Origin of the sequence: Actinophytocola sp. (assembly GCF_009379765.1) — a bacterium.
Classification (GTDB): domain Bacteria; phylum Actinomycetota; class Actinomycetes; order Mycobacteriales; family Pseudonocardiaceae; genus Actinophytocola.
In genome coordinates this window covers 1-23,092 of sequence record NZ_WHTD01000085.1, presented here as the reverse complement: position 1 = coordinate 23,092, position 23,092 = coordinate 1, and the positions used below count along the sequence as shown (strand labels likewise).

The following is a 23,092-nucleotide window of genomic DNA, read 5'->3' as shown; positions in this document are numbered from 1 at the left end:
TGGTGCGTACGGAGGAACGACGATCGGCACCCGCCCAACTCGACTGCGCGGCTCAACCCGAACGCGGATGCGTCAACCGGTGATCGGCGGTGAGCTCGTCCAGGCGGCGGCGGGCCGCCGGGTCGGCCGCCTGCTCGGGGGAGGGGAGGACCGCGGACAGGCCCCAGCCGCGGCCGCGGGCCCAGGTCGCGTCGTCGACGCCGAGGGCCGCGCGGAAGGTGTCGCGGGTGTCGGCGGTGAGGAACGCCCACGCGGCGATGAGGTCGCACGCCGGGTCGCCGACGGCCAGGGTGCCGAAGTCGATGACCGCGCTCAGCCGGCCGCCGTCGACCAGCATGTTCGGCGGCGCGGGGTCGCCGTGGACCCACACCGGCGGGCCGTCGCGTACGGGCGCCGCGAGCGCGGTCTCCCACACCGCCCACACCGCGTCGGTGTCGACGATGCCCTCCAGCGCGGTGATCCGGTCGTACATCCGGGACGCGACCACCGGCGAGTCACGCTCGTCGGCCAGGTCGGCGCCGCGGAAGCCGTTGCTCCACTCCGGCGGCGGCCCGCCGGTGGCGTCGACCCGTTGCAGCGCGGCGAGGAACTCGGCGAGGTCGGCGGCGGCCCGCCGCGGGTCGTCGACCAGGTCGAGACTCGACGGCTCCCCGGGCAGCCACCGGTAGACCGACCACGGGTACGGGTACCCCTCGTCCGGCGCGCCGACCGCCAGCGGCACCGGGACGGCCAGCGGCAGGTGCGGCGCCAGCCGCGGCAGCCAGCGCCGCTCCCGCTCGACCTGCCCGACCCACCGCTCGAACCGCGGCAGCCGCACGGACATCTCCTCGCCCAGCCGGTACGTCGCGTTGTCCCACCCGGGCTTCGCCACCGGCCTGACCGGCAGCCCGGCCCACCGCGGGAACTGCGCCGCCACCAGCCGGCGCACGAGCTCGGCGTCGATCTCCGCGTCGGTCTCCACGGCCCCCGAGTCTCACGACCCGCCCGCGAGCGGTCCACTCAGTTTCCGGCGACGGCGGCGCGGGGCAGGTGCCGGGCCAGGACCGGCAGCGCGACCCCGGCCGCGGCGGAGCTGGCGGAGACGACCAGCCACGGCAGCCCGTCGCCGAGCGCGAACAACGCGACCACGGCGGGCGCCGCCACCCCCGCGGTGGTGAACGCGTACTGGAACGCCGCCAGGTAGCGGCCGCGCGACGCGAGCGGCGCGGCCGCCTCCGCGAGTGCGTTGCCGCGCGCGCCGATCAGGTTGGCCACACCGATGGGCAGGAGCGTGACCAGCAGGTACGCCGGCCGCCAGCCGGGCGGGACCAGCATCGCGGCAAGCGAGGTCAGGCACCATATGACATAGCAGGCCGCACCGAAGGTCATCGACGTCGTGCGGGACAGCCGCCTCGTCCAGTGCACGACAGCGGTGCCGGCCACGCTCGTCATCGCGGTCAGCAGGGCCAGCATCGCGCCGGGCAGCCACGCCGGGGCGTCGAGGATGTCCAGCACGTACACCGGGATGCCGACCAGGAAGAAGTCCACCGCGAGCGCGAACAGCGCGGTCACCGCGATCAGTGCCAGGTACGGCCGGTTCCGCAGCACCCCGGCCCCCGCCGGGGGAGCGGGGTGGTGCACCACGGTCACCCGCAGGAAGGCCATCAGGAGCCCGGCCGCGACGAGGAAGCTCACCGCGTCCGCCGCGACCGCGATCCGCAGTCCGGCCGGCCCCGCCCCGGCGAGCGCCGCGCCGACCACCAGGCCGCCCAGCCCGAAGCACGCCGCGCGCACCATCGCCACCACGGCGAACGCCCGGTCCTTGGGCCCCGGCCCGGCGACGTCGCCGATCAGCGCGAACAGCGAGCTGTAGAACGCCTGCTGCCCCGCGGCCAGCAGCACCGCCGCGGCCAGCAGTACCGCGACCCCGTCCGCGAGCAGGTAGCCGAACGCCCCGGCGGCCTGCGCGACCTGCGCGCCGATTACCACGACCCGCGGCCCGAACCGGTCGACCAGCCGCCCGGCCACCATCGGCACGGCGAACCCGACGGCCGTGCCGATCGTGATCACCACCCCCGCGACGCCGACGGGCAGCCCCACGACCCGGGTCGCGTACAGGATCGGCAGTGGCAGGAAGAGCCCCGACCCGACGTTGTCGATCCCCAGCGCGACGAGCAGCACGTGTCGGTTCCGCATCGCGACCCCGACGTTACCCAGAATCAGCGCAGCGTGAAGCCGTACCGGTGCGGGTCCTGGTCGTCGGTGTGGTTGAAGATCACCACCGACCACGCGCCGTCGACGGTCAGCGTCTGCTCGCCGAGGTTCTCACACGCCCGGGTCCGCAACGTGACCACGAACCCGTCCGGGCTCTCCAGGCCCCAGTACAACGGGTCGCCCTCCGTGCAGTCCACTGTGGACTCCATGGTGACCTTGTCGCCGGCCAGGCCGGAGAAGCGGAACCGGTCCTCGGCACCCGCGCCGGTCAGCGTCCCGGCGTCGCGCGGGCTGCCGTTCGTCACCGTCGCCGGCACCGAGAGGTCGAACCGCCGCGACGCGCCGGCCGCCAGCACCTGGAAGGCGAACGAGCCGCCCTGGCCGGCGTCGGCCGCCACGGTGACCTCGATCTTCCAGGTGCCGGGCGTGTCGGAGTGCCACCGGCCGACGTCCGCGCACATCCCGACGGACAGCGTCTCCTGGGCGTCCGGCCCGGTCACCCGCCAGTAGACCGCCGCGTCCGCGTCGCACTCGGTGTCCGACGCGAAGTACAGGTCGGTGGCCTCCGCGGCGAGCGTGTACGACTTGCGCTGCCCCGGCTCGATGTCCTCCGGACCGACCTCGGCACCCAGCTCCACCGTGCCGCCGCCGACCGTCACCACCTCGTGCACGGCCGTGTAGCTCGTGGCGAACGCCGGGTCGGCGGTCACCGCCACGTCGTAGGCGCACTGCGCGCGCAGCGCCTCGTCGGGCACGCCGGCGCAGGCCGTGTCGGCCTGGGCCTGCGCGTCGTCGCTGATCTCCGGCGGCGGGCCGGGCATGTCCTCGCGGGTGAACGTGGCGCTCGACTGCCCGGCCGCGTAGTCGAACAGCGAGCCGCCGGCCGGCACCCGCCAGCTCTTCCCGACGACCCGGTAGAGCTCGTCGGTCGTGACCGACGGGTAGCGGCTGCCCCGCGGTCGGTCATCGCCGGGTTGCCGGGCACGCCCTCGAACGGCCCGAGCATCCCGTGCAGGGTGCCCTTGCGGTCCGCGGCCGGCCGCACGACCAGGTGCAGCCCGTACCCGCCGATCGGCACCACCCACAGCGTGCTGCCGTCCGGCCAGCGCACCAGGTACCCGCCGCTCGCCGGGGCGACCGCGCCACCGTGCGGCAGCGCCTGCTCCTCCCGCGGCGCGGCGAGCGCGCCGTCGACGCGCAGCTCCGGGCGGGTCGGCGCCGCGGTGACCGTCACCCGGTCGCCGGCTACGGTCGCGGCGACCGCGGTGTTCACCGACACGGACAGGTTCTCCGCGCCGTCCGCGCCGCGGAACGGCTCCTGCCGCGCCTGGATCTCCAGGTCACCGGCGTCGGACCGGGCCAGGGTGAACTCGCCGCCCGCCTGGAAGTCGAACCGGTGCCCGTCGAAGCTGGTCAGGTGCGGGTCGCCGTTGCTGCCGGCGTCGGTCTCGTCGGGCTGGCGGGGACTGCGGCTGTGCGGGTTGGTGGCCGGCGCGTGCGGGTGCGTGCCGGCCGGTGCGGCCGGCGGCGCCTCGGGCCTGCGCCGCTCCGGTGGCTTCTTGCGGCAGTACTCCTCGATCGTGATCGTGTCGGTGGTGACCGCGGTGCCGGTCTCGCCGCCTGGCAGCGCGAGCCACAGCGGGCCCTCGGCCTTCTGGATCTCCTCGCCGGCCCGCTCGGTGTCCTCGGGACACACGCAGGCGCCGCCGAGGCAGTAGTCGCCCTCGGTGACGTGCACGTCCTCGAAGCCGCCGCTGTCGTGCACCCGGATGGGCTGGTTGGCGGTGACCAGGACGATGGTGTCCGCGCCGCCGGCCGGCGAGGCGCCGGTGACCTCGGCGACCCGCGCGTCGAACGCCGCCACCGACAGCGACCCACCCTCGGCGTTGATCTTCTCGCGGGCCGGGACGTCACCGGCGACGTCGACGCCGTGCACTTCCCACGCGTCGCCGTAGCCGGGGTTGCGCAGCAGGCTCGACGCCCACGTGTCGTACACGTCGTCGAGGTCGCCGCCCGCGGTGACGTAGGCCTCGATGTTGCCCGTCGCGCCCGCCCAGATGCCCGGGAACGACCGCCACGGGTCGTGCCCGACGTGCTGCAGGTGGAACCACCAGCCCATGGCCGAGTAGCTGCGGTCGAACAGCGGGGCCTGCTGGGCCAGGTAGTAGAACCAGTTGGTCGGCGACCCGGCGGCGTGCTGGCCGACGTCCACCCCGCCGAACTCGGCGCCGCCCTCGATGACCCAGCGCGGCGCGGCGCGGTCGGCGGTCAGCGTCGGGTAGGTGAAGCCCTGGTAGCAGTGCACGATCTCGTGGGCGAGCGTGGTGCGCGCGTCCGCCGGGATCGTGCCGGCGGCCGAGCGCCACAGCGACGGCGGCAGGTACAGGTTGCAGCTCGTCGCGGGCCCGCCGTTCTCGTTGATCACCGGGCCCTCGGCGTTCTGGTCGATCGACTCGCCGTCGGCGAGCGCGAGCGACCACGCGAACACGGGGCTGCCGTTGTCCAGCTTGTGCTCGACGTCCACGAGGTACATCACCGGTGCCGGGATGTCGCGCCCGAGCCGCGCGCCGATGTCGGCGACGAGCTTGTCGACCTCCGGCCGCAGGACCTGGGCGGCCTTGTCTTTGTCCGACTGGCCGCGAAGCCGGGGCGCGCCGGTGGGCGCGAGGACCGCGCCGACCGCGACGCGCTGCTCGGGGGTCAGCTCGGCCCAGTGGTGGAGCACCCAGCGGACCGGCCCGCTGCCCGAGACCGAGAACCCCTTCGGCTCGGGCGGCCCGCTCGGCGTCCGAACGCCGGGCAACCCCCCGAACAGGTAGGCGAACGCCTCGAGCGACGGCTCGAGCCCGAGCGAGCCGTCCTCTTCCGACGGAATGCTCTCGATCCGCTGCCAGGGGGAGGGCTGCTTACCGGCGGCCGGCGTACCGGCCACCCCGTGGTCGGTCACCACCACGAGCACGGCCCCCACAACGGCCATGATCACGACCGTGACCAGCGCGATCAGCGCCTTTCGCCGAGACACGTCGCAAAAGCTAGACGACCGTCACGCGCACCCGAACCGTCGGCGGGGCCGCCCTCGGGGGCGGACTTCTCGCCCGATCGGCCACTCGGTGTGAACGATCCCGCGGCCCGTTCCGTATCTGAGTTCGTGACCTTCGAACCAGGGCCTGAGGCGCGGCGCCGGCTGTACGCGGCGTCCGTCGGGGTCATGGTGTGCGCCACGCTCGGTCTCGTGGCCGTTCTCGCGCTGCTCGTCAGCGGTGCGGGACAGGCCGCGCCGGCCAGGGCCGCCGCGCACGGGCACGGCCTCGCCCAGCAGGACCCGGCACCGAAGCAACAGAACAGTCCGAAGAAACCGGCCACGGCCATGACCGTCCAACAGCTCGCCGCCGCGATCGGGTGCACGCCCCTGCTGGCCGGCAAGGCGGCCGACTTCCGGCAGGCCAGCTGCACCCCGGACGGGACCCAGCAGATCGTGCTCGTCGACTTCGACACCGTCGAGGGGCAGCGGACCTGGCTGGACCTGTCACAGGACTACGGCGGCGTCTACCTCGTCGGCGAGCGATGGGCGCTCTCCGGCAACTCGAAGAAGTACATGGAAGAGCTCAGCGGCAAGCTTGGCGGCGACGTCGAAGAAGGCGATATCCACTAAGCATTTTAGGGGGTGAGCACGATCCGGCCCGCCGCTACCCCGTCTGCCTGCCGCTGCCACGCCGGGGCGGCCTCGTCGATCGGCACGATCTCGTGCGCGACGGCGAGGCGCCCGGCGATGGACTCCGCCACCACCGCCTCGATCGCCGACGCCCGCTGCGCCGAGGTCAGCTCGTTGTTCGTGTAACCCAGCAGCCGCAACGACTTGCTGCGCAGCGTCGACGAGTCGATCGGGCACGTCTCGGCGGCCGAGCTGCCCAGGTGGACCAGCCGCCCACCGGCCCCGAGTACCCGTGCGGCGGCCGCCGCGGCCGACCCGAACAGCGGGTCGATCACCAGGTCGACCGGACCGTCGGCGACCGAACCGAACCGCTCGGCGAGCACCGCGACGTCGTCGGTGTCCAGCGCGACCACGGCGTCGGCGCCGGCCTCGGTGGCCCGGGCCCGCGCGGCGGGGGAGCGGGCACCCGCGACCACCCGGCGCGCCCCGGCGATCCTGGCCAGCCGCACCGCGGCCTGCCCGACCACCCCGCCGGCGCCGAGCACCAGCACCTGCTCACCGGCCGCGAGCTCACCGCGCCAGGTCAGCGCCATGTGCGCGGCCACCGCGGACAGTCCCAGGGCGGCCACCGCCACCGGGTCGGCGCCGGCCGGGAGGTCGACCAGGGCGTCGGCCGGCACCGCGGCGACCGACGCCATGCTCCCGTCTCCCGGCGCCATCCCCGCCGAGGTCGGGAACCACACGGTCCGCCCGTCGACCACGCCGACGCCCTGCACACCGGGCACGTACGGCGTGGCCGGGCGGCCGAAGTAGGACGTGCCGCTCGCGCACAGCAGGTCCAGCGGCGTGATCGGCGCGGCCCGCACCTCGACCAGCACCGCACCCGGCCCGGGTGTGGGGTCGGCGCGCTCGCCCACCACCGGCGGCTGGCCGGGCTCGTGGATCTCCGCGGCGCGCATCAGGTCGCGATGTCCGGGTACGGCAACGACATGTGCGCGAGCCGCTGCGCGTACTCCAACTGGAAGCCCAGGCCATCGTGGTCGCGCTCGAACATCGCGATGAACAGCGTGAGCGTGAGGAACGGGTGCGCGCCGAGCGCGAAGAGCCTCGGGTAGTCGTGAGTGGACAGTGCGGTCCGCTCAGTGTCGTCGAACCGCTGCCACGTGGACGCCTCGGCTTCAGCGCAGTTGAGCAGCCGGTTGGCGAACGTGGCCTCCCACCACTCGACCGTCCCTTGTGGATCCTCGCGATACCGCTCCACGAGGTCGGGATCCCGGTCGACGGTGAACAGGAACTTGTTGAGGAGGTACTTGCTCATGCTGTTACACCTGCCTCGCTCCGCTCGGCGTGGACGGCATTCGCGCGAAGCACGGTGGTCGGGTTGGTTGGTTTGCTCATGCGGTGACACCTGCCTCGCTCCGCTCGGCGTGGACGGCATTCGCGCGGAGGAGGGTGGTTGGGTTGGTTGGTTTGCTCATGCTGTGGCACCTGCCTCGCTCCGCTCGGCGTGGACGGCATTCGCGCGAAGCACGGTGGTCGGGTTGGTCAGTCTGCTCATGCCCGCGCTCCGTTCGGGTACCAGGTGAAGTACGCCTCCATCGTGTGGAACAGGTCGTAGGTGTCCACGTAGTCGGCCTTGCGGCCCGCACCGGCCACCCCCATCATCAGCATGAAGTCCATGAATCCGTGCGTGGCGTTGCCCGGTAGGTGCAGGCTCTCCAGCGTCACCTCGCCGCAGCAGCCCTCGATGTCCCCGGTCGAGATCCACTCGACGGCCTTGCGGTCGAACTCCGGGTCCGGCCCGTGCGGCCCGAACTGGCGCGGCCCGCCGAGCTCGAGCGACAGGTGCCCGGTGCCGATCACCGCCACCCGCGCCTCGGACGGCCACGACTCGACCAGCTCGCGGATCGTCCGTCCCAGTTGGACGAACCGCTTCGGCTGCGGCAGCGGCGGCGCGAAGATGTTGGTGTAGATCGGCACGATGGGCAGGTCGTTCTGCGGGCGCAGGGTGATGATCGGGCAGGTGACCGAGTGGTCGATCCGCAGCTCGTTGGAGAACGCCAGGTCGAACCCGGCGTCCAGGCCTTCGCGCAGGATGTAGGAGGACAGGTCCTCGTTGCCGCGCATGACCATCCGCGGCAGGCCGAACTCGCGCTCCTCGTTGTACCAGTCGGCGTCGTAGAAGGGCGCCTTGCCGACGAGGAACTGCGGCATGTTGTCCAGCCACAGCTGGTGGAAGTGGTCCGAGCCGACCATCACCAGCACGTCCGGCCGGGCCTTGGTCAGCGTCTCCCGGAACGCCTCGACCTTGCGCACCCACTCGTCGGCGAACGGCGGCCGGTCCTCGCCGGTGGACGTGCTCGCGCGGTAGTAGAACGGGTGGTGGGTGGACGCGATCACCGCGACCAGCTCAGCCATGCGAACCTCCGTACGGCTCGGGGGGAACGGACAGGTTGTTGAGGTCCACCGACAGGAAGATCTCGTTGCCGACCGGGTTGCGCAGCTCCTCGGCGAGCTGCCCGATCAGCCCCGCGGTGCGGGCCAGCAAGGCGAAGCCGCGCAACAGCTCCAGCGGCAGCCCGAGGTCGGCGAGCGCCGCGCCGCAGACACCCGCGCCGTTGAGCGGCAGCGTCCGGCCGAGCACTCGCGGGTGCACCCGGCCGATCGCGGCGAACAGCGACAGGTGCGGCCCGCGCAGGCCCTCCTCGTCGGCGATCTGGAAGAGCCGCGGCGTGCGCGGGTCGCCGTCCTTGTGCACGTGGTGGCCCAGGCCCGGGATGAACCGCTTCGCCTCCCGCTGCGTGCGCACGGTCGCCAGCGCGAGCGCGTCCCAGCCTTCCTCGTCGAGCGGCAGCCGCACGCCCTCGAGCTGGTCGTGCAGGAACCGGCCGCAGTCCTCGGTGACGCCGAGGAACCGCGACCCGCCGCCCAGCAGGCCGGCCGCGAGCGCCCCCTGCACGGAGTCCGGCGCGGACAGGTAGGTCAGTCGGGTGACGATCGCGGTCGGGGTGAACCCGTGGTCGGCGAGAGCGGCGAGCACCGCCTCGAACACCCGGGTCTCGCCCGGGGTGGGCCTGCGCTGGGTGGCGAGCCAGAACGCGAGCTCGCCGAACCCCACGTTGCCCATCACGTCCGCGGCGAGATCCTTGCCCAGCAACGTGATCCGCTCGAGCGAGGACGCGCCGAGCGCCGTCGGGTACTCAGCCACGGTCGTCCTCCCTCGGCGAGGCCAGCCACTTGCGCAGCTCCGCGCCGTGCTCGTCGAGCTCGGGCGGCGGCAGCGCGTAGCTCACCGGCGTCTCGGAGAAGTGGATCGGGTGCCGGGTGGTCGGGATCGCCCGGTCGCCATCGCCGACCGTCACGACCGGGTCGAGCTCGAACCGTTCCGCCATCGCGAAGCCGCCGTCGATCGTGTTGATCGGTCCACTCGGGACACCGGCCTCGACGAGCAGGTCGAACCACTCGACCGCGCCGCGGGTGACGAGCCGGTCGGTGAGGATCGGACGCAGGAGGTCCCGGTTCTCGGTGCGGTCGGCGTTGCGGGCGAACCGCGGGTCGCCGGCGACCTCGGGGATGCCGAGCACCTCGCACAGCCTGCCGAACTGGCTGTCGTTGGCGGCGGCGATGATCAGGTCGTTGTCCTTGGTGGGCAACGGTTCGTACGGGAACACGCTCGGGTGCGCGTTGCCCATCCGGTAGGGCACGACGTCGCCCGCGACGTAGGCCGAGCTGTGGTTGACCAGCCCGGTGAGCGCCGAGGACAGCAGGTTGACCTCGACGTGCTGGCCCTGCCCGGTCGCGTCGCGGTGCCGGAGCGCGGCGAGGACGCCGATCACGGCGTGGTTGCCGGCCATCACGTCGAACACCGAGATCCCGGCCCGGTACGGCGGGCCCGCGGGGTCGCCGGTGAGGCTCATCAGCCCGGAGATCGCCTGCACCATCAGGTCGTAGCCGGGCACGTCGCGGCCGGCACCCGTGCCGAACCCGGTGATCGACGCGTACACCACGCCAGGGTTGCCGGCCCGCACCGAGTCGAAGTCCAGCCCGAACCGCGCGAGGCCGCCCGGCTTGAAGTTCTCGATCACGACGTCGGCGCGCCGGGCCAGCTCGCGGGCCGCCCCGGCGTCGTCCTCGTCGCGCAGGTCCAGCGCGATCGACCGCTTGCCCCGGTTGATCCCGAGGTAGTAGGTCGACACGCCGTCGCGCACCGGCGGCGTCCACGTCCGGGTGTCGTCGCCGGCGGGCCCCTCGACCTTGACGACCTCCGCGCCCATGTCGGCCAGCAGCATCGTCGCGTAAGGGCCGGCCAGGATCCGGGAGAAGTCGGCGACGAGCACCCCTTCCAACGGTCCAGCCATGCGTCTCCGTCCGTAATGCGGACAATCGTCCGTCAACGCGATACTGCCACGTTCGGCGCGCTCGTCAAGACGCCGTCACGATGCCGCGGTGCGGGTCACATGGGGCACGGCCGCGCGCCGGGCGAAGTCGGCGCTGATCTCGCCCGCGGTGTGCAGCAGCAGCGGCAGGTGGTGCCCGACCAGGTGCTCGACGGTGGTCTCGGCGGCGTGGGTGTTGACGTTTAGTGCGGCGATGACCCGCCCGGAGCCGTCCCGCAGCGGCGCGGCGACCGAGCGGATGCCGAGCACGAGCTGCTCGTCGGTGAGTGCCCAGCCCTTGGCGCGGACCTCGCGCAGCTCGGCCTCGCGCTCGTCCCGGTCGGGCCGCCACCGCGGGGTGAGGCCCGACCGGGTCGGCTCGGCCAGCACCGCGTCGACCTCCTCCGGGCACAGCGCCGCGAGCAGGACCTTGCCGAGCGAGGTCTGCAGGGCCGGGAACCGGGTGCCGATCTGCACCGTGAGCGCCACGATCTTGGGGACCGCGACCCGCGCCACGTAGACGATGTCCGAGCCGTCGAGCTGGGCGACCGAGCAGGACTCGCCGGTCCGCGCGGAGAGCTGCTCCAGGTGCGGGCGCGCGACGTCCCACAGCCCCATCGAGCGGACGTAGGCGACGCCGAGGTCGAGCACCCGCGGGGTGAGCGTGAACCCGGCGCCCTCCGCACGCACGTAGCCCAGCTCCTGCAGCGTCAGCAGGATCCGCCGGGCGGTCGGCCTGGCCAGCCCGGTGGCCGACGCCACCTCGGTGAGCGACATCGCGGGCCGGCCGGGCGTGAACGCCGTGATCACGTCCAGCCCGCGCGCCAGCGCCTCGATGAAGTCTGGTCCGGTGCCTTTCCGCGGCATGGCGCCTCCCCTCCGGCCGGAGCATTGACTTTTCTCCCGGCGCTCACAAGAGTAGCGAACGCAGTGACCGCTGGGCGGACAGTCGTCCGCAGACTCGCGCGGTGGCAGATGAGGAGTTCACCGATGAACGACTTCGTGGCCGGACGACCCGTTCTCCTCCGGGGTGGCACGGTGCTGCCCATGGACGACGCGCACCAGGTGCTGACCGGCACCGACGTGCTCGTCCTCGACGACCGGATCGCCGCCGTGGGCCCGGACCTCGTGCTGCCCGACGGTGGCGTGGAGATCGACGCGACCGGCGGCATCGTGATGCCCGGGATGATCGACACCCACCGGCACATGTGGCAGACGGTGATGCGCGGCTACGGCGCGGACTGGACGCTCACCCAGTACTTCGTCTGGTACTACCTCGAGCACGGCAAGTCCTTCCGCCCGCAGGACATCCACGCGGGCAACGTGCTGGCCGGGATCGAGGCGCTCGACGCGGGCGTGACGACGGTCGTCGACTGGTCGCACGGCCTGCAGACCGTCGAGTACGCCGACGCCGCGGTCGACGCGCTGCGGTCGGTGCCCGGCCGGTTCGTGCTGGCGTACGGCAACATCCAGCAGCCGCCGGCGGTGTGGAGCGGCGCGCCGGAGTTCCGCGACTTCGTGAGCCGCCGCATCACCGGCGACGACATGCTGGGCTTCCAGATGGCCTTCGACGTGACCGGCGACCCGGCGTTCCCGGAGAAGCCCGCGTTCGAGGTCGCCCGCGAGCTGGGCGTCCCGGTCACCACGCACGCCGGCGTGTGGGGCGCCACCAGCGACGACGGCATCAAGCTGATGCACGACAACGGCTTCATGACCCCGTCGACGATCTACGTGCACGCCGCGTCGCTGTCCGCGGACTCCTACCACCGCATCGCCGCGACCGGCGGCTCGATCTCGGTGTCGACGGAGAGCGAGCAGAGCGCGGGCCAGGGCTACCCACCCACGTGGGCCATCCGCGCGCACGGCATCCCGGTGTCGCTGTCGATGGACACGAGCGTGTGGTGGAGCGGCGACCTGTTCTCCGCGATGCGCACCACGCTGGGCGCGGACCGGTCGCGGGCGCACATGGCGGCCCACGCGAAGAACGAGACGGTGACGCAATGCGGCCTGCGCGCCGAGCAGGTCGTCGACTGGGCCACCCGCGGCGGCGCGCGCGCCCTCGGCCGCTCGGACATCGGCTCGCTCGAGGTCGGCAGGAAGGCCGACGTGGTGCTGATCAAGAACGACCACTCGCCGGTGTCGTTCCCGGTGCTCCACCCCTACGGCCACGTGGCGTTCCAGGCCCAGCGCGGCGACGTGCACACGGTGCTGGTGAACGGACGCGTGGTCAAGCACGAGCACCGGCTGGTCGGCATCGACCTGGCCGCGGCGCGGCGCGAGGTCGAGCAGACGGTGGAGTACCTGCGCGGCGAGCTGGGCGAGGACGAGTGGCGCAAGGGCATGAACCCGGACATCCCGGAGTCGAAGGTCCTCGACAACCCGTACCAGTACACGGACTACCAGAGCTCCGCCACCCGCGGCGGCTGACGCCTCAGCCACCCTGGTTGCGGGTCCGCCTGGGCGCGTTCTGGGCGGAGTCTGGGCGCGGGCCCGTGCACCCTGGGCGCCATGACAACTCACGCCACATCGGCTCTGCACAGGTTGCGGGCATCCGCCGAGGCGAGCTCACCCGTTGCCGCGGCGCCGGCCGCAGGACCGATCGACGCCGGAAGGTTCCGGCTTCGCCTCGACGGCGACCTCACCGGGCTGGTCGCGCGGTTGGACGAGCGCCTGCCCGCCGCGAGCGTGCGGCAGGTCGCCGACGATGGCAACCGCACGGGCGAGGGCTTGTTCGCGCCGGAGGTCCCCCTACCACCCCGGTACGCCGGCCTTCTGCTGTGGGATGACGACGACCCGCACACCAGGTGGTATCCGCAAGGCATCACCGGCAGTGCGGACGCTCGTGCCGACGGCCGGTACGAGGATCGACGACTCTTGCTCGTCTCCTGGTACGACAACCTCGACGAGGCACCCGACAAGGGCGTGCGGGTGAGCTTCATCAACCCGACCAACATCCAGGTGCCGACCTACCGCCACGTGCTGCTCGTCGAGCCGTGCACCGACGCCGGCGGCGAGCCTTCCTTCCGCGCGGTCACGGTCCACGCCGGGGCGTGAAGTACTTCATCAGCCACGACAACACCGACCTGGCCGGTCACCTCGTCACGTGGCGGCCGGAGTCAGCCGCGTTCCGGTTCTACCAGCTCGGCGATCCCAAGCCCGAAGACGTCTCCTACGATGCGGTCGCCAACTGGTTGTGGATACATCACGAGCCTCCGGGGCAGCGCGGAATCTACGTCCTCCACCCGCGGCTGCACGAGTAGCGACTCAGCCGTTGTCGTGCACCCAGAGGTCCAGCAGGCCGCGGAAGTGGGCGACGAACCGGTCGTGCTCGGCGGCCGGGTACGTGCCGCGCACGGTCTCCACGAGCAGGTCGTCGAACGCGGGGGAGGCCACCCAGTCCCGTACCAGGTCGTCCACACCGGACAGTGAGGCCGCGCAGAACTCCTGGTAGTGACGCGTCTCGAAGTAGTCGTCGGCCAGCCGGCGGTACTCCGCGAGCTTCTCGTCGTAGGACCGGTCCGAGTCGGCCACCTCGAAGTACGTCGACGTGTCCAGGTCCAGCCGCGGCCGGCGACCGGACACCGCGCAGAACACCGACCACCTCAGCAATGTCGAGATCGCCCACGGGAAGTAGTAGTGCAGCGAGGTGATCGAGATGTCCGGGCACGCGTTGGCGTAGTCGATCGGATGCACCGCGCCGTCCACCACGAGGCTCTCGCAGGAGTTGAACTCCCACCGGAAGAACGCGTTGATCAGCCGCGAGATCGTCAGCACCTCGGCACCCGCCGCCGCGGACAGGAACCCGTGGTCGACCGCGTACCGATCGTGCATCGGCTGGTCCGGCCGGAACTTCATCACCATGCTGTCCGGCCCGATCGTCAGTGACCGGGCGAACACGTCGTAGCCCTCGACCGACGCCTGCAGGTGCATCAGCATCTCGCCGGACCGGTCGTAGGCATGGTGCAGCGTCCCAGGGTCCTTGATCCGCGACACCCCGCGCCACGCGCCGCCGTCGTAGGGCTTCATGTACAGCGGGTAGCCGATCCGCTCGGCGATCTCGTCGAGGTCGAAAGGCTGGTTGTAGCGGGCGGCGGTGTAGGCGTACCGCGCGTTGTCGACCGGGTTCTTGTACGGCACCAGCCACGTGTCCGGCACCTTCAGCCCCAGCCGGATCATCGCGCAGTACGCCGCGTGCTTCTCCATCGACTGGAAGGTGAACGGGCTGTTCAGCAGGTACACGTCGTCCATCAACGCGACCTTCTTCAACCACTCGCGCGGCACGTAGTACCAGTACGCGAGCCGGTCGATCACCAGGTCGTAGCGCGGGGTGGCGCGCAGGTCGAACGGCTCGATGGTGATCCGCTCGGTGTGCAGCGTGTGCTCCTGCCCATGGTGCCGCACCGGGCCGAGCCGGCGGACCAGCTCCTCGAACGCACGTGGCCAGTCCTCCTCGGTCCCCAGCAACAGACCCAGCAGGTGTTCGGTGCGGTCGGGCATCGGGGTCCTCCTCAGCAGAACCGGGGCAGGTGGTGGGCGAGCTGTGCCCGCCAGGACGACCAGTCGTGCGGGACGTCGTACCCCCACACGTCGAGCTCACACCGCAGACCCTTGTCCCGCAGCACGTCCGCGAGGTGCCGGGTGGACGGCAGCGAGCCGGTCGAGTCCTCCCACTGGCCCTGGCCGACGACCAGCAGCACCGACAGCCGCTCGCGCAGCCGGTCGAGGTGGTCGCCGTTCAGGTTCGGGACGAAGTCGACCGGGTTGGTGAGGTAGGCGGCGTCCCCGCGCTCGCCCCAGCCGTGCCAGGAGGACGGGTCGTAGTTGCCGGACATGCCGATGGCGAGCGGAAACAGGTCGGCCCTGCGCAGTCCGAAGAGGACCGCGTGGAACGCGCCGAGCGAGCAGCCGACGGTCGCGATCTCCCGCGGGCCGCCGCAGTCGGCGTGGATGCCGGGCACGACGTTGTCGAGGATCCACGACTCGTAGACGCCGTGCCGGTGCGCGCGCTCCTCGAGCGGCACCGACCGGTCGGACCAGGACGCCGCGTCGTGCGAGTCGACGCAGTAGAGCTTGGCCCGGCCGTCGTCGAGCAGCGGGCGGACCGCGTCGACCATGCCGTTGCTCTCGAAGTCCCAGGCGCGCCCCTGCTCGGACGGAAAGGCGAGGAACGGCCGGCCGTAGTGCCCGTAGGCGATGACCGTGCCGCCGCCGGTCTCGTACCGGTCGCGGCGCATCAGGCCTCCCAGACGTCGCGGAGCAGGTCGGCGAGGGCGGGGTCGAACGCGTCGCGCCAGCCGACGTAGTTGTGTGCGTCGGGTACCTCGACGAGCCGCGAGGGGTAGCCCTGCTTCGCCAGGGTGGCGGCCATCTGCCGGTTGTTGGCGAGGTTCTCCTCGGCGAGCCCGCAGGTGAGGACGGTGGGCACGGTCTCGGCCGGCGTGCCTTCCGCCAGCACCTGCTGGACGTAGGCGTTGACCTGGGCGAACTTGCTGAACCGGCCGTTCTCCTGCTGGTCGAGCTCCTCGGTGAGGAAGGAGGCCGACTGCAGGAACAGCCCGCCGAACAGCGATGGAAGGGCACGCTGGGCGTGCAGCATCGCCAGCCCGCCGAGGCTCGCGCCCATGCCGACGACCGGGCCGGTGGTCGCGAAGGTGTCCCGCAAACCCGGCAGGACCCGCTGGTGCAGGAGCGCCGAGTGGTACGGGTCGGCCGAGTACTCCTCGTCCCGCACGCCGGGCGCGAGCAGCGCGACCCGGCAGCGGGGGAGCCTGCCGGCCGCGACGAGCGCCGCGAGGAACCCCGTCAGCCCGGCGAGCCGGTCGTACTCGGGACCGTCGTGCGCCACCAGCAGCGGCAGCGGCTCGTCGGGCGCGGCGGGCGTCCAGACCGTGACCCGCTCCGCCACCTCGAGACGCTCGCCGGCCACCCGCTCGGCGGAGAGCCACGCGGGCGCGGTGTAGTCGGGGAACTCGACGACGGACTTGTCGCCGAACGCGCCGGGCGCGCGCAGCGGGTTGCCCGGGTCGCAGATCTCCTCCAGGTCGCCCGCGAGGTGGCGGAGCTGGAACCTGTACTCCATGCGCCGCACCGGCGGCCGGTCGAGGGTGAGCTGCCAGGCGTCGTCGGCGTAGTCGAAGTCGAGCCCGTGGAAGTCGAGCCCGGTGTCGGCCAGGGACAGGTCGGGCAGCAGCCGGGCCCCGTCCAGCGCCCGGTGGCCGCCGGGCTCGGCGTCCGGCAGCCGGAAGGTCACCGAGTCCGCACTGACCAGCGGCTCCGCTGCGACACTCACGTGGCGGTCACCGGCCCATTCCAACGACCGCCACCGTGCCGAGTCAAGCTCTGCGCCCCTGGGCCGTTCACTGTTCCTGATCTAGTGGAACCAGGCACTATCCGCGGGGCGCGAGCGCCTCGATGATCTCCGCCGCGCGCTCGGTGGCCTCCGCCGTCGCCACGGCCGGGTTGCCGACCCGCTCGTCCCAGTTGAGGTCGTAGTACAGCTCGGTCACGCCCTGCCCGGCCAGCCACTCGGTGTCCGCGCGGATCTGGTCGTAGGAGCCGGAGAGCCTGCCCTCGCGTGGCCCGCCGACGCGGACCACGCCCCGGACGACGACGCGCACGGCGGCGGGGTCGGGCGCCGCGGCGCGGACGACGGCGACCTCCTCGTGGATCCGGTCCAGGTCGGTCTGGCTGCGGCTCATCCAGCCCGCCGCGAGCCGCCCGGCCCGCTCCAGCGCGGTCCGCGCGCTGCCACCGAGCAGGACCGGCGGGCCACCGGGCTGGACCGGCCGCGGCGCCATCCGGCTCGGCGGCACCGTGTAGAACTCGCCGTCGAACGATGCGACGTCGTCGTTCCACAGGGTGCGCAGGACCCGCACGTACTCCTCGGCCCGCGCGCCACGCCGTGCCTTGTCGGCGCCGGTCGCGGTGAACTCGGTGGGCGACCAACCGGTGCCGAGGCCCAGGTCGAGCCGGCCGTTGCTGAGCACGTCGAGGGTGGCGGCCTGCTTGGCGACCACGACCGGCGACACGAACGGCAGGTTCACGAGCGCCACCCCGAGCCGGATGCGCGAGGTGTGCGCGGCTAGTCCGCCTCCCCGGGATTCAAAGTGTTGGTTGCGTTTCGGTGGATGGTGCGGGACCTCGGGTGGTTGGTGGTTGGTTTGCGTCACGTTCCCCTGAGGTTGCGGTTGGTCAGTGCTGGGCTTGGGCCAAGCCATGTCAACCCGTACGCGATGATCCATGGGATGTGCCTTAGTCGTCCGGGCACGGTTCCGCAATATCTGCTGATCCGCCTGGATCGTGCCGAGCTTGCGTGGTTAGACTCGCTGGCATGCCAAAGCTGCGGATCAGTGAGGCGGCCGAGCTGTTGGGGGTCAGCGACGACACGGTGCGCCGTTGGGTCGACCTGGGCCGGCTGCCCGTCGTGCAGGCGGACAACGGGCGGATGGCCGTCGAGGGCAGCGAGCTGGCCGCGTTCGTCCAGCGGCTGGCCGCGGCCCCCGAACCAGGAGTGACCGTCGCCGCGTCCGCGCGCAACCGCATGCGGGGCATCGTGACCCGCGTCGTCAAGGACGGCGTGATGGCCCAGGTCGAGCTGCAGGCAGGGCCGTTCCGGCTGGTGTCCCTCATGAGCAGAGAGGCCGCGGAGGAGCTCGGGCTCGAGCCGGGCTGCGTCGCGGTCGCCTCGATCAAGTCCACCCACGTCGTCGTCGAGATCCCGGAGACATGATGCTTGGAACCGTGCGAGTGGCCGCGCTGGCCGCGCTGGCCGCTCTCGCCGCCGTGGTCCTGGCCGGGTGCGGGTCTCAGGACCCGCCCGCCGCCGACGCGCCGGACGGCACCTCGGCGCAGGCGCCCGGCACCGCCGGCGGCCAGGTCATCGTGTTCGCGGCGGCGTCGCTCACCGAGTCGTTCACCGAGCTCGGCAAGCGGTTCGAGGCCGAGAACCCGGATGCCGAGGTCACCTTCAACTTCGGCGGCAGCTCGGCGCTGGCCAAGCAGATCAACGAGGGCGCGCCGGCCGACGTTTTCGCCTCGGCGTCGCCCACGAACATGACGCAGGTGACCGACAGCGGCGCGGCCACCGACGAGCCGACGACGTTCGTGCGCAACACGCTGATGATCGCCGTCCCGGCGGGCAACCCCGGTGGCATCACCGGTCTCGCGGACTTCGCCGAGGACGGCAAGAAGATCGCGCTGTGTGCCGAGCAGGTGCCGTGTGGCGCGGCCGCCAAGAAGGCGCTCGACGCGGCGGGGGTGACCGCCAGGCCGGACACGCTCGAGCAGGACGTGAAGGCCGTGCTGACCAAGGTCCAGCTCGGCGAGGTCGACGCCGCGCTCGTGTACAAGACCGACGTGCGGGCCGCGGGCGACAAGGTCGAGGGCATCGAGTTCCCCGAGGCGGCCGAGGCGGTCAACGACTACCCGATCGTGTCGCTGGCCGAGGCGCCGAACGCCGGCGGCGCCAAGGCGTTCGTCGACTTCGTCCTGTCGGACAAGGGCCGCGCGGTGCTGACCGACGCCGGCTTCGACGGCCCGTGAGCGAAGCGAACCAGCGGACACCGTGAGCTCCGACGCCCGCGAGCGCAAGGCTTCCCGACGGGGGCGGCGGGGACGGCTTCCGGCCGTCCTCGCCGTACCCGCGCTGGTCGGTCTCGCGTTCCTCGTCGTCCCGATGGTGGGGCTGCTCGTGCGGGCGCCGTGGTCGACGCTCGCCGGCCAGCTGTTCTCCGCCTCGGTCGGCCAGGCCCTGACACTGTCGCTGGTGTGCGCGAGCCTCGCCACGGTCCTGTGCCTGCTGCTCGGCGTGCCGCTCGCGTGGCTGCTGGCGCGCGGCGAGCTGCCCGGCCGGGGTGTGCTGCGGGCTCTGGTGACCGTGCCGCTGGTGCTGCCGCCGGTGGTCGGCGGTGTCGCGCTGCTGCTGGTGCTCGGCCGGCGCGGGCTGATCGGCCAGTACCTGCACGAGTGGTTCGGCATCTCGCTGCCGTTCACCACGACCGGGGTCGTCGTCGCCGAGGCGTTCGTGGCCATGCCGTTCCTGGTGATCGCGGTCGAGGGCGCGCTGCGGGCCGCCGACCCGCGCTTCGAGGAGGCGGCGGCGACCCTGGGCGCGTCGCGCTGGCTGACGTTCCGCCGGGTGACGCTGCCCTCGATCGCGCCGGGCGTGGTCGCCGGGACGGTGCTGTGCTGGGCGCGGGCGCTGGGCGAGTTCGGCGCGACGATCACCTTCGCCGGCAACTTCCCGGGCAAGACCACGACGATGCCGCTCGCCGTGTACCTGGCGCTGGAGACCGACCCGGGCGCGGCGATCGTGCTGAGCCTCGTGCTGCTCGTGGTGTCCGTTGTCGTGCTCGTGAGCCTGCGGGACCGCTGGATCAGCGGGATCACATGACCCTGCACGCCGACCTGCACATCGCCCGCGACACCGGCTTCCGGCTCGACGTCGAGCTCACCGTCGAGCCCGGCGAGGTCGTCGCCCTGCTCGGTCCGAACGGCGCCGGAAAGACGACCGCGCTGCGCACGCTGGCCGGGCTCCTGCCCCTCACCGCCGGCCTGGTGCGGCTCGACGACTCCGTGTGGGACGAGCCGCCGCGCGTGTTCGTGCCTGCCGAGGAGCGCTTCGCCGGCGTCGTGTTCCAGGACTACCTGCTGTTCAACCACATGTCCGCGCTCGAGAACGTCGCGTTCGGACTGCGCGCCCAGGGGGCTCCCCGTGCGTTCGCCCGGACCCGCGCCCGGGATTGGCTGTCGAAGGTGGGGCTCTCGGCCTTCGAACGGACCCGGCCGCGCTCGCTGTCCGGCGGGCAGGCGCAGCGGGTGGCGCTGGCCCGCGCGTTGGCGACCGAGCCCGGGCTCCTGTTGCTGGACGAGCCGCTCGCCGCGCTGGACGCGAGCAACCGGCTGCACATCCGGTCCGAGCTGGGTCGGCACCTCGGTGAGTACTCGGGGCACACGCTGCTGGTGACGCACGACCCGCTGGACGCGATGGTGCTGGCGGACCGGATCGTGATCATCGAGAGCGGCCGGGTGGTGCAGGAGGGGCCGCCCGCCGAGGTGGCCCGCCAGCCGCGCACGGACTACGTGGCGAACCTCGTCGGCCTGAACCTGTACCGCGGCACGGCCTCGGGCACCACGGTGGACGTGGCGGGCGGCGGCCGGCTCACGGTGGCCGAGCCGGCCGACGGCGCGGTGTACGTGGCGTTCCCCCCGACCGCGGTGAGCCTGCACCCGACCCAGCCCGAGGGAAGCCCGCGCAACTGCTGGCCGGTGACGATCGCCGACATCGAGCAGCACGCCCACACGGTGCGCGTCCGGCTCGACGGCACCCCACCGGTGCTGGCCGACATCACCCCGGCGGTCGTGGCGGAGCTGGAGCTCGCCCCGGGGACCCGCCTGTGGGCGACGGTCAAGGCGACGGAGACGACCACCTACCCCGCGTGACGCTCTATTCTCGCGCCAATGGAATGGGCGTTGCCGGAGTGGACGGTGCTGGCCGTGTTGCGGGAGGGGCCGACACACGGGTTCGCGATAGCCGCGCTCACCGCGCCGTCGGGTGAGCTCGGCCGGGTGTGGCAGATCCCGCGCCCGGTGATCTACCGAGCCCTGTCCCGCCTGGCCGAGGCCTCCTTGGTGGCACCATCGGCGGTCGAGTCCGGACCGGGCCCCCAGCGCACGATCTACACGATCGCCCCCGAAGGCGCCGTGGCGGTGGACGAGTGGCTGGCCGCGCCCGTGCGGCACGTGCGATGGCTGCGGTCACACCTGCTGATGAAGCTGGCGCTGCTGAACCGCCGCACGCTCGACCCGACCGCCCTGCTGGCCGCCCAACGCGCGGTCCTGGTCCCGATCGTCGACGCGGTCGCCGCGGAGCGGGACCAGCGCGACGGCTTCGAGGCGGTCCTGCTGACCTGGCGCCACAGCAACGCGACCGCGGCGCTGCGCTTCCTGGACGAGATCAGCTGATCGCCGGCGGCCCGCCGGAGCTTGTCCACAGGCAAGATCTTGACGGTGTGTCGGCTGACTGTCGGCGCAGCGACGGTCCGGTAGGTGGAGGAGCCCGCTCAAAGACTTCTCGCCACAGGAGATTCGCTGCTCGTCCGGTCTGCCAGGCTCGGTGCTGTCCTCCGCCAGACGAGTGGAGGTACTGCCAGCGTGTCTGAGGCAACTGTCCCGACCCGGTGAAGGCGGCGAGCGAATGAACGGGAGGCGAGCGGGGACTGCCCGGCTGCCTTACAAGCTGGGGTATTCTGCGCGTACATCGCCGCCGAACAGTCTCCAGTAGAAGCTGTTCATTTTCGCGGCGGCTGGTGCGTGCCGGGTCAGGATTGCGGTCACGGCCGGCGGCACGTCATCCGGGACGTGGCCGGCGGCGCACCGGAGTACGTATTCGTTGCGGGCGGTGGGGACGCCGCCGGCTGGCACCGCCACCCCGCATACCGCGGTCACCAGCCAGTTGACCAGTCGCATGGCGGCGTAGCCGGCGTCGTGTGTGGCGTTGCGTCGGGCGAAGCCATGCTCGGCGGCCGACAGGTCGAAACGCAACGATGTGGCCAGACCGAAGTCGGTGAGGTAGATCCGCTTGCCGTCGGTGCGAATGTTGCCGAAGTGCCCGTCCATGTGCAGCAGCTCGCGGCGGCGCAGGAAGGCCACAATCTGCGACAGCTGCTGCTCGACCGTGTTGGCCTTGCTCGTCGGGTCTTCGCGCAGCCAGCTGAGCATCGGGTAGGGGATGTACTCGCAGAACAGCACGAGGCTGCACGACGCGGTGGCCATGGCTTGGAGGCGCGCCCGCACGGCTGGGCGGCCGTCAAGCGCGGCGACCGCCGTGTCGATGTCGGCGTGCTCGGCTGCGACGGGCGGGCGGCCGGGCAGTACCCGCCAGTGGTAGAGCAGTGGGAACGACTCCGTCTCGCCGGCCAGAACCGCGTCGGTGACGATCATGTTCGCGGCCAACTCGCGCCATGCGTTGAATCCTGGGCTGCCGATGCCGTACTGGCAGAACATCGGCAGGTCGAACAGGTTCGCGGTGGAGTGCGGATGGGCGAGCTCCCGGTCGGTCAGCGGGATGCGCTTGGCGAACACCGGCGCGCCGCCGACGTCGAGCATTGCTGAGCCGCCGCCCACACCCACGCTGCTGGCCCGCCCGGTGTCCACGAGCGCGGCGAGTTCGACGTCGTTGCGCGATGCAAGGAAGGCCGAGAGGTTCTCGTGGCGGGCACGCCTGGCAGCCATCATCGCGCAATCATCCCAGCGGCCAAACGGTTCGTCCGCAGTGACCGATGCCCGCAGTTCGGGATGAAGACGTTCACCAGCAGGTTGGAAAGCACTCACTGACGTCCGCTACGGCGTTGCCTGAGATCGGCTGGCAAGGGCAGGGCCTCCAGCGGCTGCCAGTTGATCCGAGGCATCCCAGCCGCACAGCGGCTGGGCTGGGACGACGGCGCCCGCGGCCGCCGGCACGCTCCGGACTATTTCGCACGTCTCGCCGACGGACCGTCGTGGTGATCGACTGCCGGCCTGCCGGGAGGATCAAGCCCAGCGACGCCGCGGCCTTCGCCGCTCGCCACTCGACTTCGTCAGCAACTCAGACACGAACGACACCCTGCCCGATCACACCACAAGATCAACCCGACACGCCTGGCATCACACCACCAGCTGAACAGCAAACCCGGTGCGGGACACGAGTTCTCAAACCCACAGGGGTGAATCTGCTTGCTGTGTAAGGAAAAGGTGGTGGTCGCCGGTAGAACTGAGCCATGTTCGATGAACGTTGCGCGCTCCTCACCGAGAGCGTTGAGTACACCCGGCAGAGCGCTCAACGCGCCGCGGAGTCACTGGGCCGGATCGCGAAGTTCGTTGCCCTGCACCAGGG

The 23,092-nt window shown here is 72.0% G+C and carries 24 protein-coding genes; 9 read left to right on the top strand and 15 right to left on the bottom strand.

The window, feature by feature from the left end; genetic code table 11:
* Positions 1-52 precede the first annotated feature (52 nt).
* The 4 genes from GEV28_RS24425 to GEV28_RS24410 are packed head-to-tail and all read right to left on the bottom strand — an operon-like array spanning position 53 to position 5,215.
* On the bottom strand, positions 53-961 hold the full coding sequence (locus GEV28_RS24425) for an aminoglycoside phosphotransferase family protein (RefSeq protein WP_291414506.1): 909 nt from the start codon (positions 959-961) through the stop codon (positions 53-55).
* Positions 962-999: 38 nt separating this feature from the next.
* Positions 1,000-2,175, bottom strand: a complete 1,176-nt coding sequence (locus GEV28_RS24420; protein ID WP_291414504.1) for an MFS transporter — start codon at positions 2,173-2,175, stop codon at positions 1,000-1,002.
* A 23-nt stretch (positions 2,176-2,198) separates the two neighbouring features.
* Entirely contained in the window at positions 2,199-3,014 is an 816-nt protein-coding gene (locus GEV28_RS24415) for a hypothetical protein (protein WP_291414502.1), read from the bottom strand.
* A complete protein-coding gene (locus tag GEV28_RS24410) occupies positions 2,900-5,215 on the bottom strand; it encodes a VWD domain-containing protein (RefSeq protein ID WP_291414501.1) in 2,316 nt (771 codons plus the stop codon). The genes GEV28_RS24415 and GEV28_RS24410 overlap by 115 nt, the downstream gene beginning before the upstream one ends.
* Positions 5,216-5,341: 126 nt before the next feature.
* On the opposite strand from GEV28_RS24410, the gene GEV28_RS24405 reads away from it, so the two are divergent.
* The gene (locus GEV28_RS24405; protein WP_291414498.1) at positions 5,342-5,845 is read left to right on the top strand and encodes a hypothetical protein; all 504 of its coding nucleotides are present in this window, start codon (positions 5,342-5,344) and stop codon (positions 5,843-5,845) included.
* A 5-nt stretch (positions 5,846-5,850) separates the two neighbouring features.
* On the opposite strand, the gene GEV28_RS24400 is transcribed toward GEV28_RS24405, so the two are convergent.
* From GEV28_RS24400 to GEV28_RS24375, 6 genes are all read right to left on the bottom strand, one after another.
* Positions 5,851-6,804, bottom strand: a complete 954-nt coding sequence (locus GEV28_RS24400; protein WP_291414497.1) for a zinc-binding dehydrogenase — start codon at positions 6,802-6,804, stop codon at positions 5,851-5,853.
* A complete protein-coding gene (locus tag GEV28_RS24395; RefSeq protein ID WP_291414495.1) occupies positions 6,804-7,163 on the bottom strand; it encodes a hypothetical protein in 360 nt (119 codons plus the stop codon). The genes GEV28_RS24400 and GEV28_RS24395 overlap by 1 nt, the downstream gene beginning before the upstream one ends.
* 236 nt (positions 7,164-7,399) lie before the next feature.
* The gene (locus GEV28_RS24390) at positions 7,400-8,263 is read right to left on the bottom strand and encodes an extradiol ring-cleavage dioxygenase (RefSeq protein WP_291414494.1); all 864 of its coding nucleotides are present in this window, start codon (positions 8,261-8,263) and stop codon (positions 7,400-7,402) included.
* A complete protein-coding gene (locus tag GEV28_RS24385; RefSeq protein ID WP_291414492.1) occupies positions 8,256-9,053 on the bottom strand; it encodes a citryl-CoA lyase in 798 nt (265 codons plus the stop codon). The genes GEV28_RS24390 and GEV28_RS24385 overlap by 8 nt, the downstream gene beginning before the upstream one ends.
* Positions 9,046-10,203 (bottom strand): CoA transferase, encoded by a 1,158-nt coding sequence (locus tag GEV28_RS24380; protein ID WP_291414491.1) that lies wholly within the window; start codon positions 10,201-10,203, stop codon positions 9,046-9,048. The genes GEV28_RS24385 and GEV28_RS24380 overlap by 8 nt, the downstream gene beginning before the upstream one ends.
* A gap of 75 nt (positions 10,204-10,278) precedes the next feature.
* A complete protein-coding gene (locus GEV28_RS24375) occupies positions 10,279-11,088 on the bottom strand; it encodes an IclR family transcriptional regulator C-terminal domain-containing protein (RefSeq protein WP_291414489.1) in 810 nt (269 codons plus the stop codon).
* 123 nt (positions 11,089-11,211) lie between these two features.
* Between GEV28_RS24375 and GEV28_RS24370 the strand changes: the two genes are divergently transcribed.
* From GEV28_RS24370 to GEV28_RS24360, 3 genes are all read left to right on the top strand, one after another.
* Complete coding sequence (locus tag GEV28_RS24370) at positions 11,212-12,648, top strand: amidohydrolase family protein (protein ID WP_291414488.1); 1,437 nt, start codon at positions 11,212-11,214, stop codon at positions 12,646-12,648.
* Between the two features lie 81 nt (positions 12,649-12,729).
* Positions 12,730-13,275, top strand: a complete 546-nt coding sequence (locus GEV28_RS24365; protein WP_291414487.1) for a hypothetical protein — start codon at positions 12,730-12,732, stop codon at positions 13,273-13,275.
* Positions 13,272-13,481 (top strand): hypothetical protein, encoded by a 210-nt coding sequence (locus GEV28_RS24360; protein WP_291414486.1) that lies wholly within the window; start codon positions 13,272-13,274, stop codon positions 13,479-13,481. Before GEV28_RS24365 ends, GEV28_RS24360 begins: the two co-directional genes overlap by 4 nt.
* A 4-nt stretch (positions 13,482-13,485) precedes the next feature.
* Here the strand turns inward: GEV28_RS24360 and GEV28_RS24355 are convergent, their stop codons facing one another.
* The 4 genes from GEV28_RS24355 to GEV28_RS24340 all read right to left on the bottom strand — a co-directional run bounded on the left by GEV28_RS24355 (position 13,486) and on the right by GEV28_RS24340 (position 17,438).
* Positions 13,486-14,718 (bottom strand): hypothetical protein, encoded by a 1,233-nt coding sequence (locus GEV28_RS24355; protein WP_291414485.1) that lies wholly within the window; start codon positions 14,716-14,718, stop codon positions 13,486-13,488.
* Between the two features lie 11 nt (positions 14,719-14,729).
* Positions 14,730-15,455, bottom strand: a complete 726-nt coding sequence (locus GEV28_RS24350; RefSeq protein ID WP_291414484.1) for an alpha/beta hydrolase-fold protein — start codon at positions 15,453-15,455, stop codon at positions 14,730-14,732.
* Complete coding sequence (locus GEV28_RS24345) at positions 15,455-16,510, bottom strand: alpha/beta hydrolase-fold protein (RefSeq protein ID WP_291414483.1); 1,056 nt, start codon at positions 16,508-16,510, stop codon at positions 15,455-15,457. Before GEV28_RS24345 ends, GEV28_RS24350 begins: the two co-directional genes overlap by 1 nt.
* Before the next feature lie 97 nt (positions 16,511-16,607).
* On the bottom strand, positions 16,608-17,438 hold the full coding sequence (locus GEV28_RS24340; RefSeq protein ID WP_291414482.1) for an LLM class flavin-dependent oxidoreductase: 831 nt from the start codon (positions 17,436-17,438) through the stop codon (positions 16,608-16,610).
* Between the two features lie 113 nt (positions 17,439-17,551).
* Here GEV28_RS24340 and GEV28_RS24335 point away from each other — a divergent pair, with 113 nt between their 5' ends.
* The 5 genes from GEV28_RS24335 (at position 17,552) to GEV28_RS24315 (ending at position 21,183) form a co-directional block, all read left to right on the top strand.
* Complete coding sequence (locus GEV28_RS24335; protein WP_291414481.1) at positions 17,552-17,950, top strand: molybdopterin-binding protein; 399 nt, start codon at positions 17,552-17,554, stop codon at positions 17,948-17,950.
* Positions 17,947-18,762, top strand: coding sequence for a molybdate ABC transporter substrate-binding protein (gene modA, locus GEV28_RS24330; RefSeq protein ID WP_291414480.1), 816 nt, complete (start codon positions 17,947-17,949; stop codon positions 18,760-18,762). The genes GEV28_RS24335 and modA overlap by 4 nt, the downstream gene beginning before the upstream one ends.
* Positions 18,763-18,895: 133 nt before the next feature.
* On the top strand, positions 18,896-19,612 hold the full coding sequence (gene modB / locus GEV28_RS24325) for a molybdate ABC transporter permease subunit (protein WP_291414523.1): 717 nt from the start codon (positions 18,896-18,898) through the stop codon (positions 19,610-19,612).
* Positions 19,609-20,661 carry an ABC transporter ATP-binding protein gene (locus GEV28_RS24320; protein ID WP_291414478.1) on the top strand — a complete coding sequence of 351 codons (1,053 nt, stop codon included), beginning with the start codon at positions 19,609-19,611 and terminating at the stop codon, positions 20,659-20,661. Before modB ends, GEV28_RS24320 begins: the two co-directional genes overlap by 4 nt.
* Positions 20,662-20,679: 18 nt before the next feature.
* Complete coding sequence (locus GEV28_RS24315; protein WP_291414476.1) at positions 20,680-21,183, top strand: PadR family transcriptional regulator; 504 nt, start codon at positions 20,680-20,682, stop codon at positions 21,181-21,183.
* Positions 21,184-21,450: 267 nt separating this feature from the next.
* Here the strand turns inward: GEV28_RS24315 and GEV28_RS24310 are convergent, their stop codons facing one another.
* A complete protein-coding gene (locus GEV28_RS24310) occupies positions 21,451-22,551 on the bottom strand; it encodes a serine/threonine-protein kinase (RefSeq protein WP_291414475.1) in 1,101 nt (366 codons plus the stop codon).
* Positions 22,552-23,092: the final 541 nt, after the last annotated feature.

Bases quoted from the DNA above. Each gene is read 5' to 3' on its own strand.
- GEV28_RS24420 (WP_291414504.1), bottom strand. From the start codon at position 2,175: ATGCGGAACCGACACGTGCTGCTCGTCGCGCTGGGGATCGACAACGTC.
- GEV28_RS24380 (WP_291414491.1), bottom strand. From the start codon at position 10,203: ATGGCTGGACCGTTGGAAGGGGTGCTCGTCGCCGACTTCTCCCGGATC.
- modB (WP_291414523.1), top strand. From the start codon at position 18,896: ATGGTGGGGCTGCTCGTGCGGGCGCCGTGGTCGACGCTCGCCGGCCAG.
- GEV28_RS24395 (WP_291414495.1), bottom strand. From the start codon at position 7,163: ATGAGCAAGTACCTCCTCAACAAGTTCCTGTTCACCGTCGACCGGGAT.
- GEV28_RS24415 (WP_291414502.1), bottom strand. From the start codon at position 3,014: ATGCCCGGCCCGCCGCCGGAGATCAGCGACGACGCGCAGGCCCAGGCC.
- modA (WP_291414480.1), top strand. From the start codon at position 17,947: ATGATGCTTGGAACCGTGCGAGTGGCCGCGCTGGCCGCGCTGGCCGCT.
- GEV28_RS24340 (WP_291414482.1), bottom strand. From the start codon at position 17,438: ATGGCTTGGCCCAAGCCCAGCACTGACCAACCGCAACCTCAGGGGAAC.
- GEV28_RS24350 (WP_291414484.1), bottom strand. From the start codon at position 15,455: ATGCGCCGCGACCGGTACGAGACCGGCGGCGGCACGGTCATCGCCTAC.
- GEV28_RS24400 (WP_291414497.1), bottom strand. From the start codon at position 6,804: ATGCGCGCCGCGGAGATCCACGAGCCCGGCCAGCCGCCGGTGGTGGGC.
- GEV28_RS24320 (WP_291414478.1), top strand. From the start codon at position 19,609: ATGACCCTGCACGCCGACCTGCACATCGCCCGCGACACCGGCTTCCGG.
- GEV28_RS24335 (WP_291414481.1), top strand. From the start codon at position 17,552: ATGCCAAAGCTGCGGATCAGTGAGGCGGCCGAGCTGTTGGGGGTCAGC.
- GEV28_RS24355 (WP_291414485.1), bottom strand. From the start codon at position 14,718: ATGCCCGACCGCACCGAACACCTGCTGGGTCTGTTGCTGGGGACCGAG.
- GEV28_RS24315 (WP_291414476.1), top strand. From the start codon at position 20,680: ATGGAATGGGCGTTGCCGGAGTGGACGGTGCTGGCCGTGTTGCGGGAG.
- GEV28_RS24370 (WP_291414488.1), top strand. From the start codon at position 11,212: ATGAACGACTTCGTGGCCGGACGACCCGTTCTCCTCCGGGGTGGCACG.
- GEV28_RS24365 (WP_291414487.1), top strand. From the start codon at position 12,730: ATGACAACTCACGCCACATCGGCTCTGCACAGGTTGCGGGCATCCGCC.
- GEV28_RS24390 (WP_291414494.1), bottom strand. From the start codon at position 8,263: ATGGCTGAGCTGGTCGCGGTGATCGCGTCCACCCACCACCCGTTCTAC.
- GEV28_RS24375 (WP_291414489.1), bottom strand. From the start codon at position 11,088: ATGCCGCGGAAAGGCACCGGACCAGACTTCATCGAGGCGCTGGCGCGC.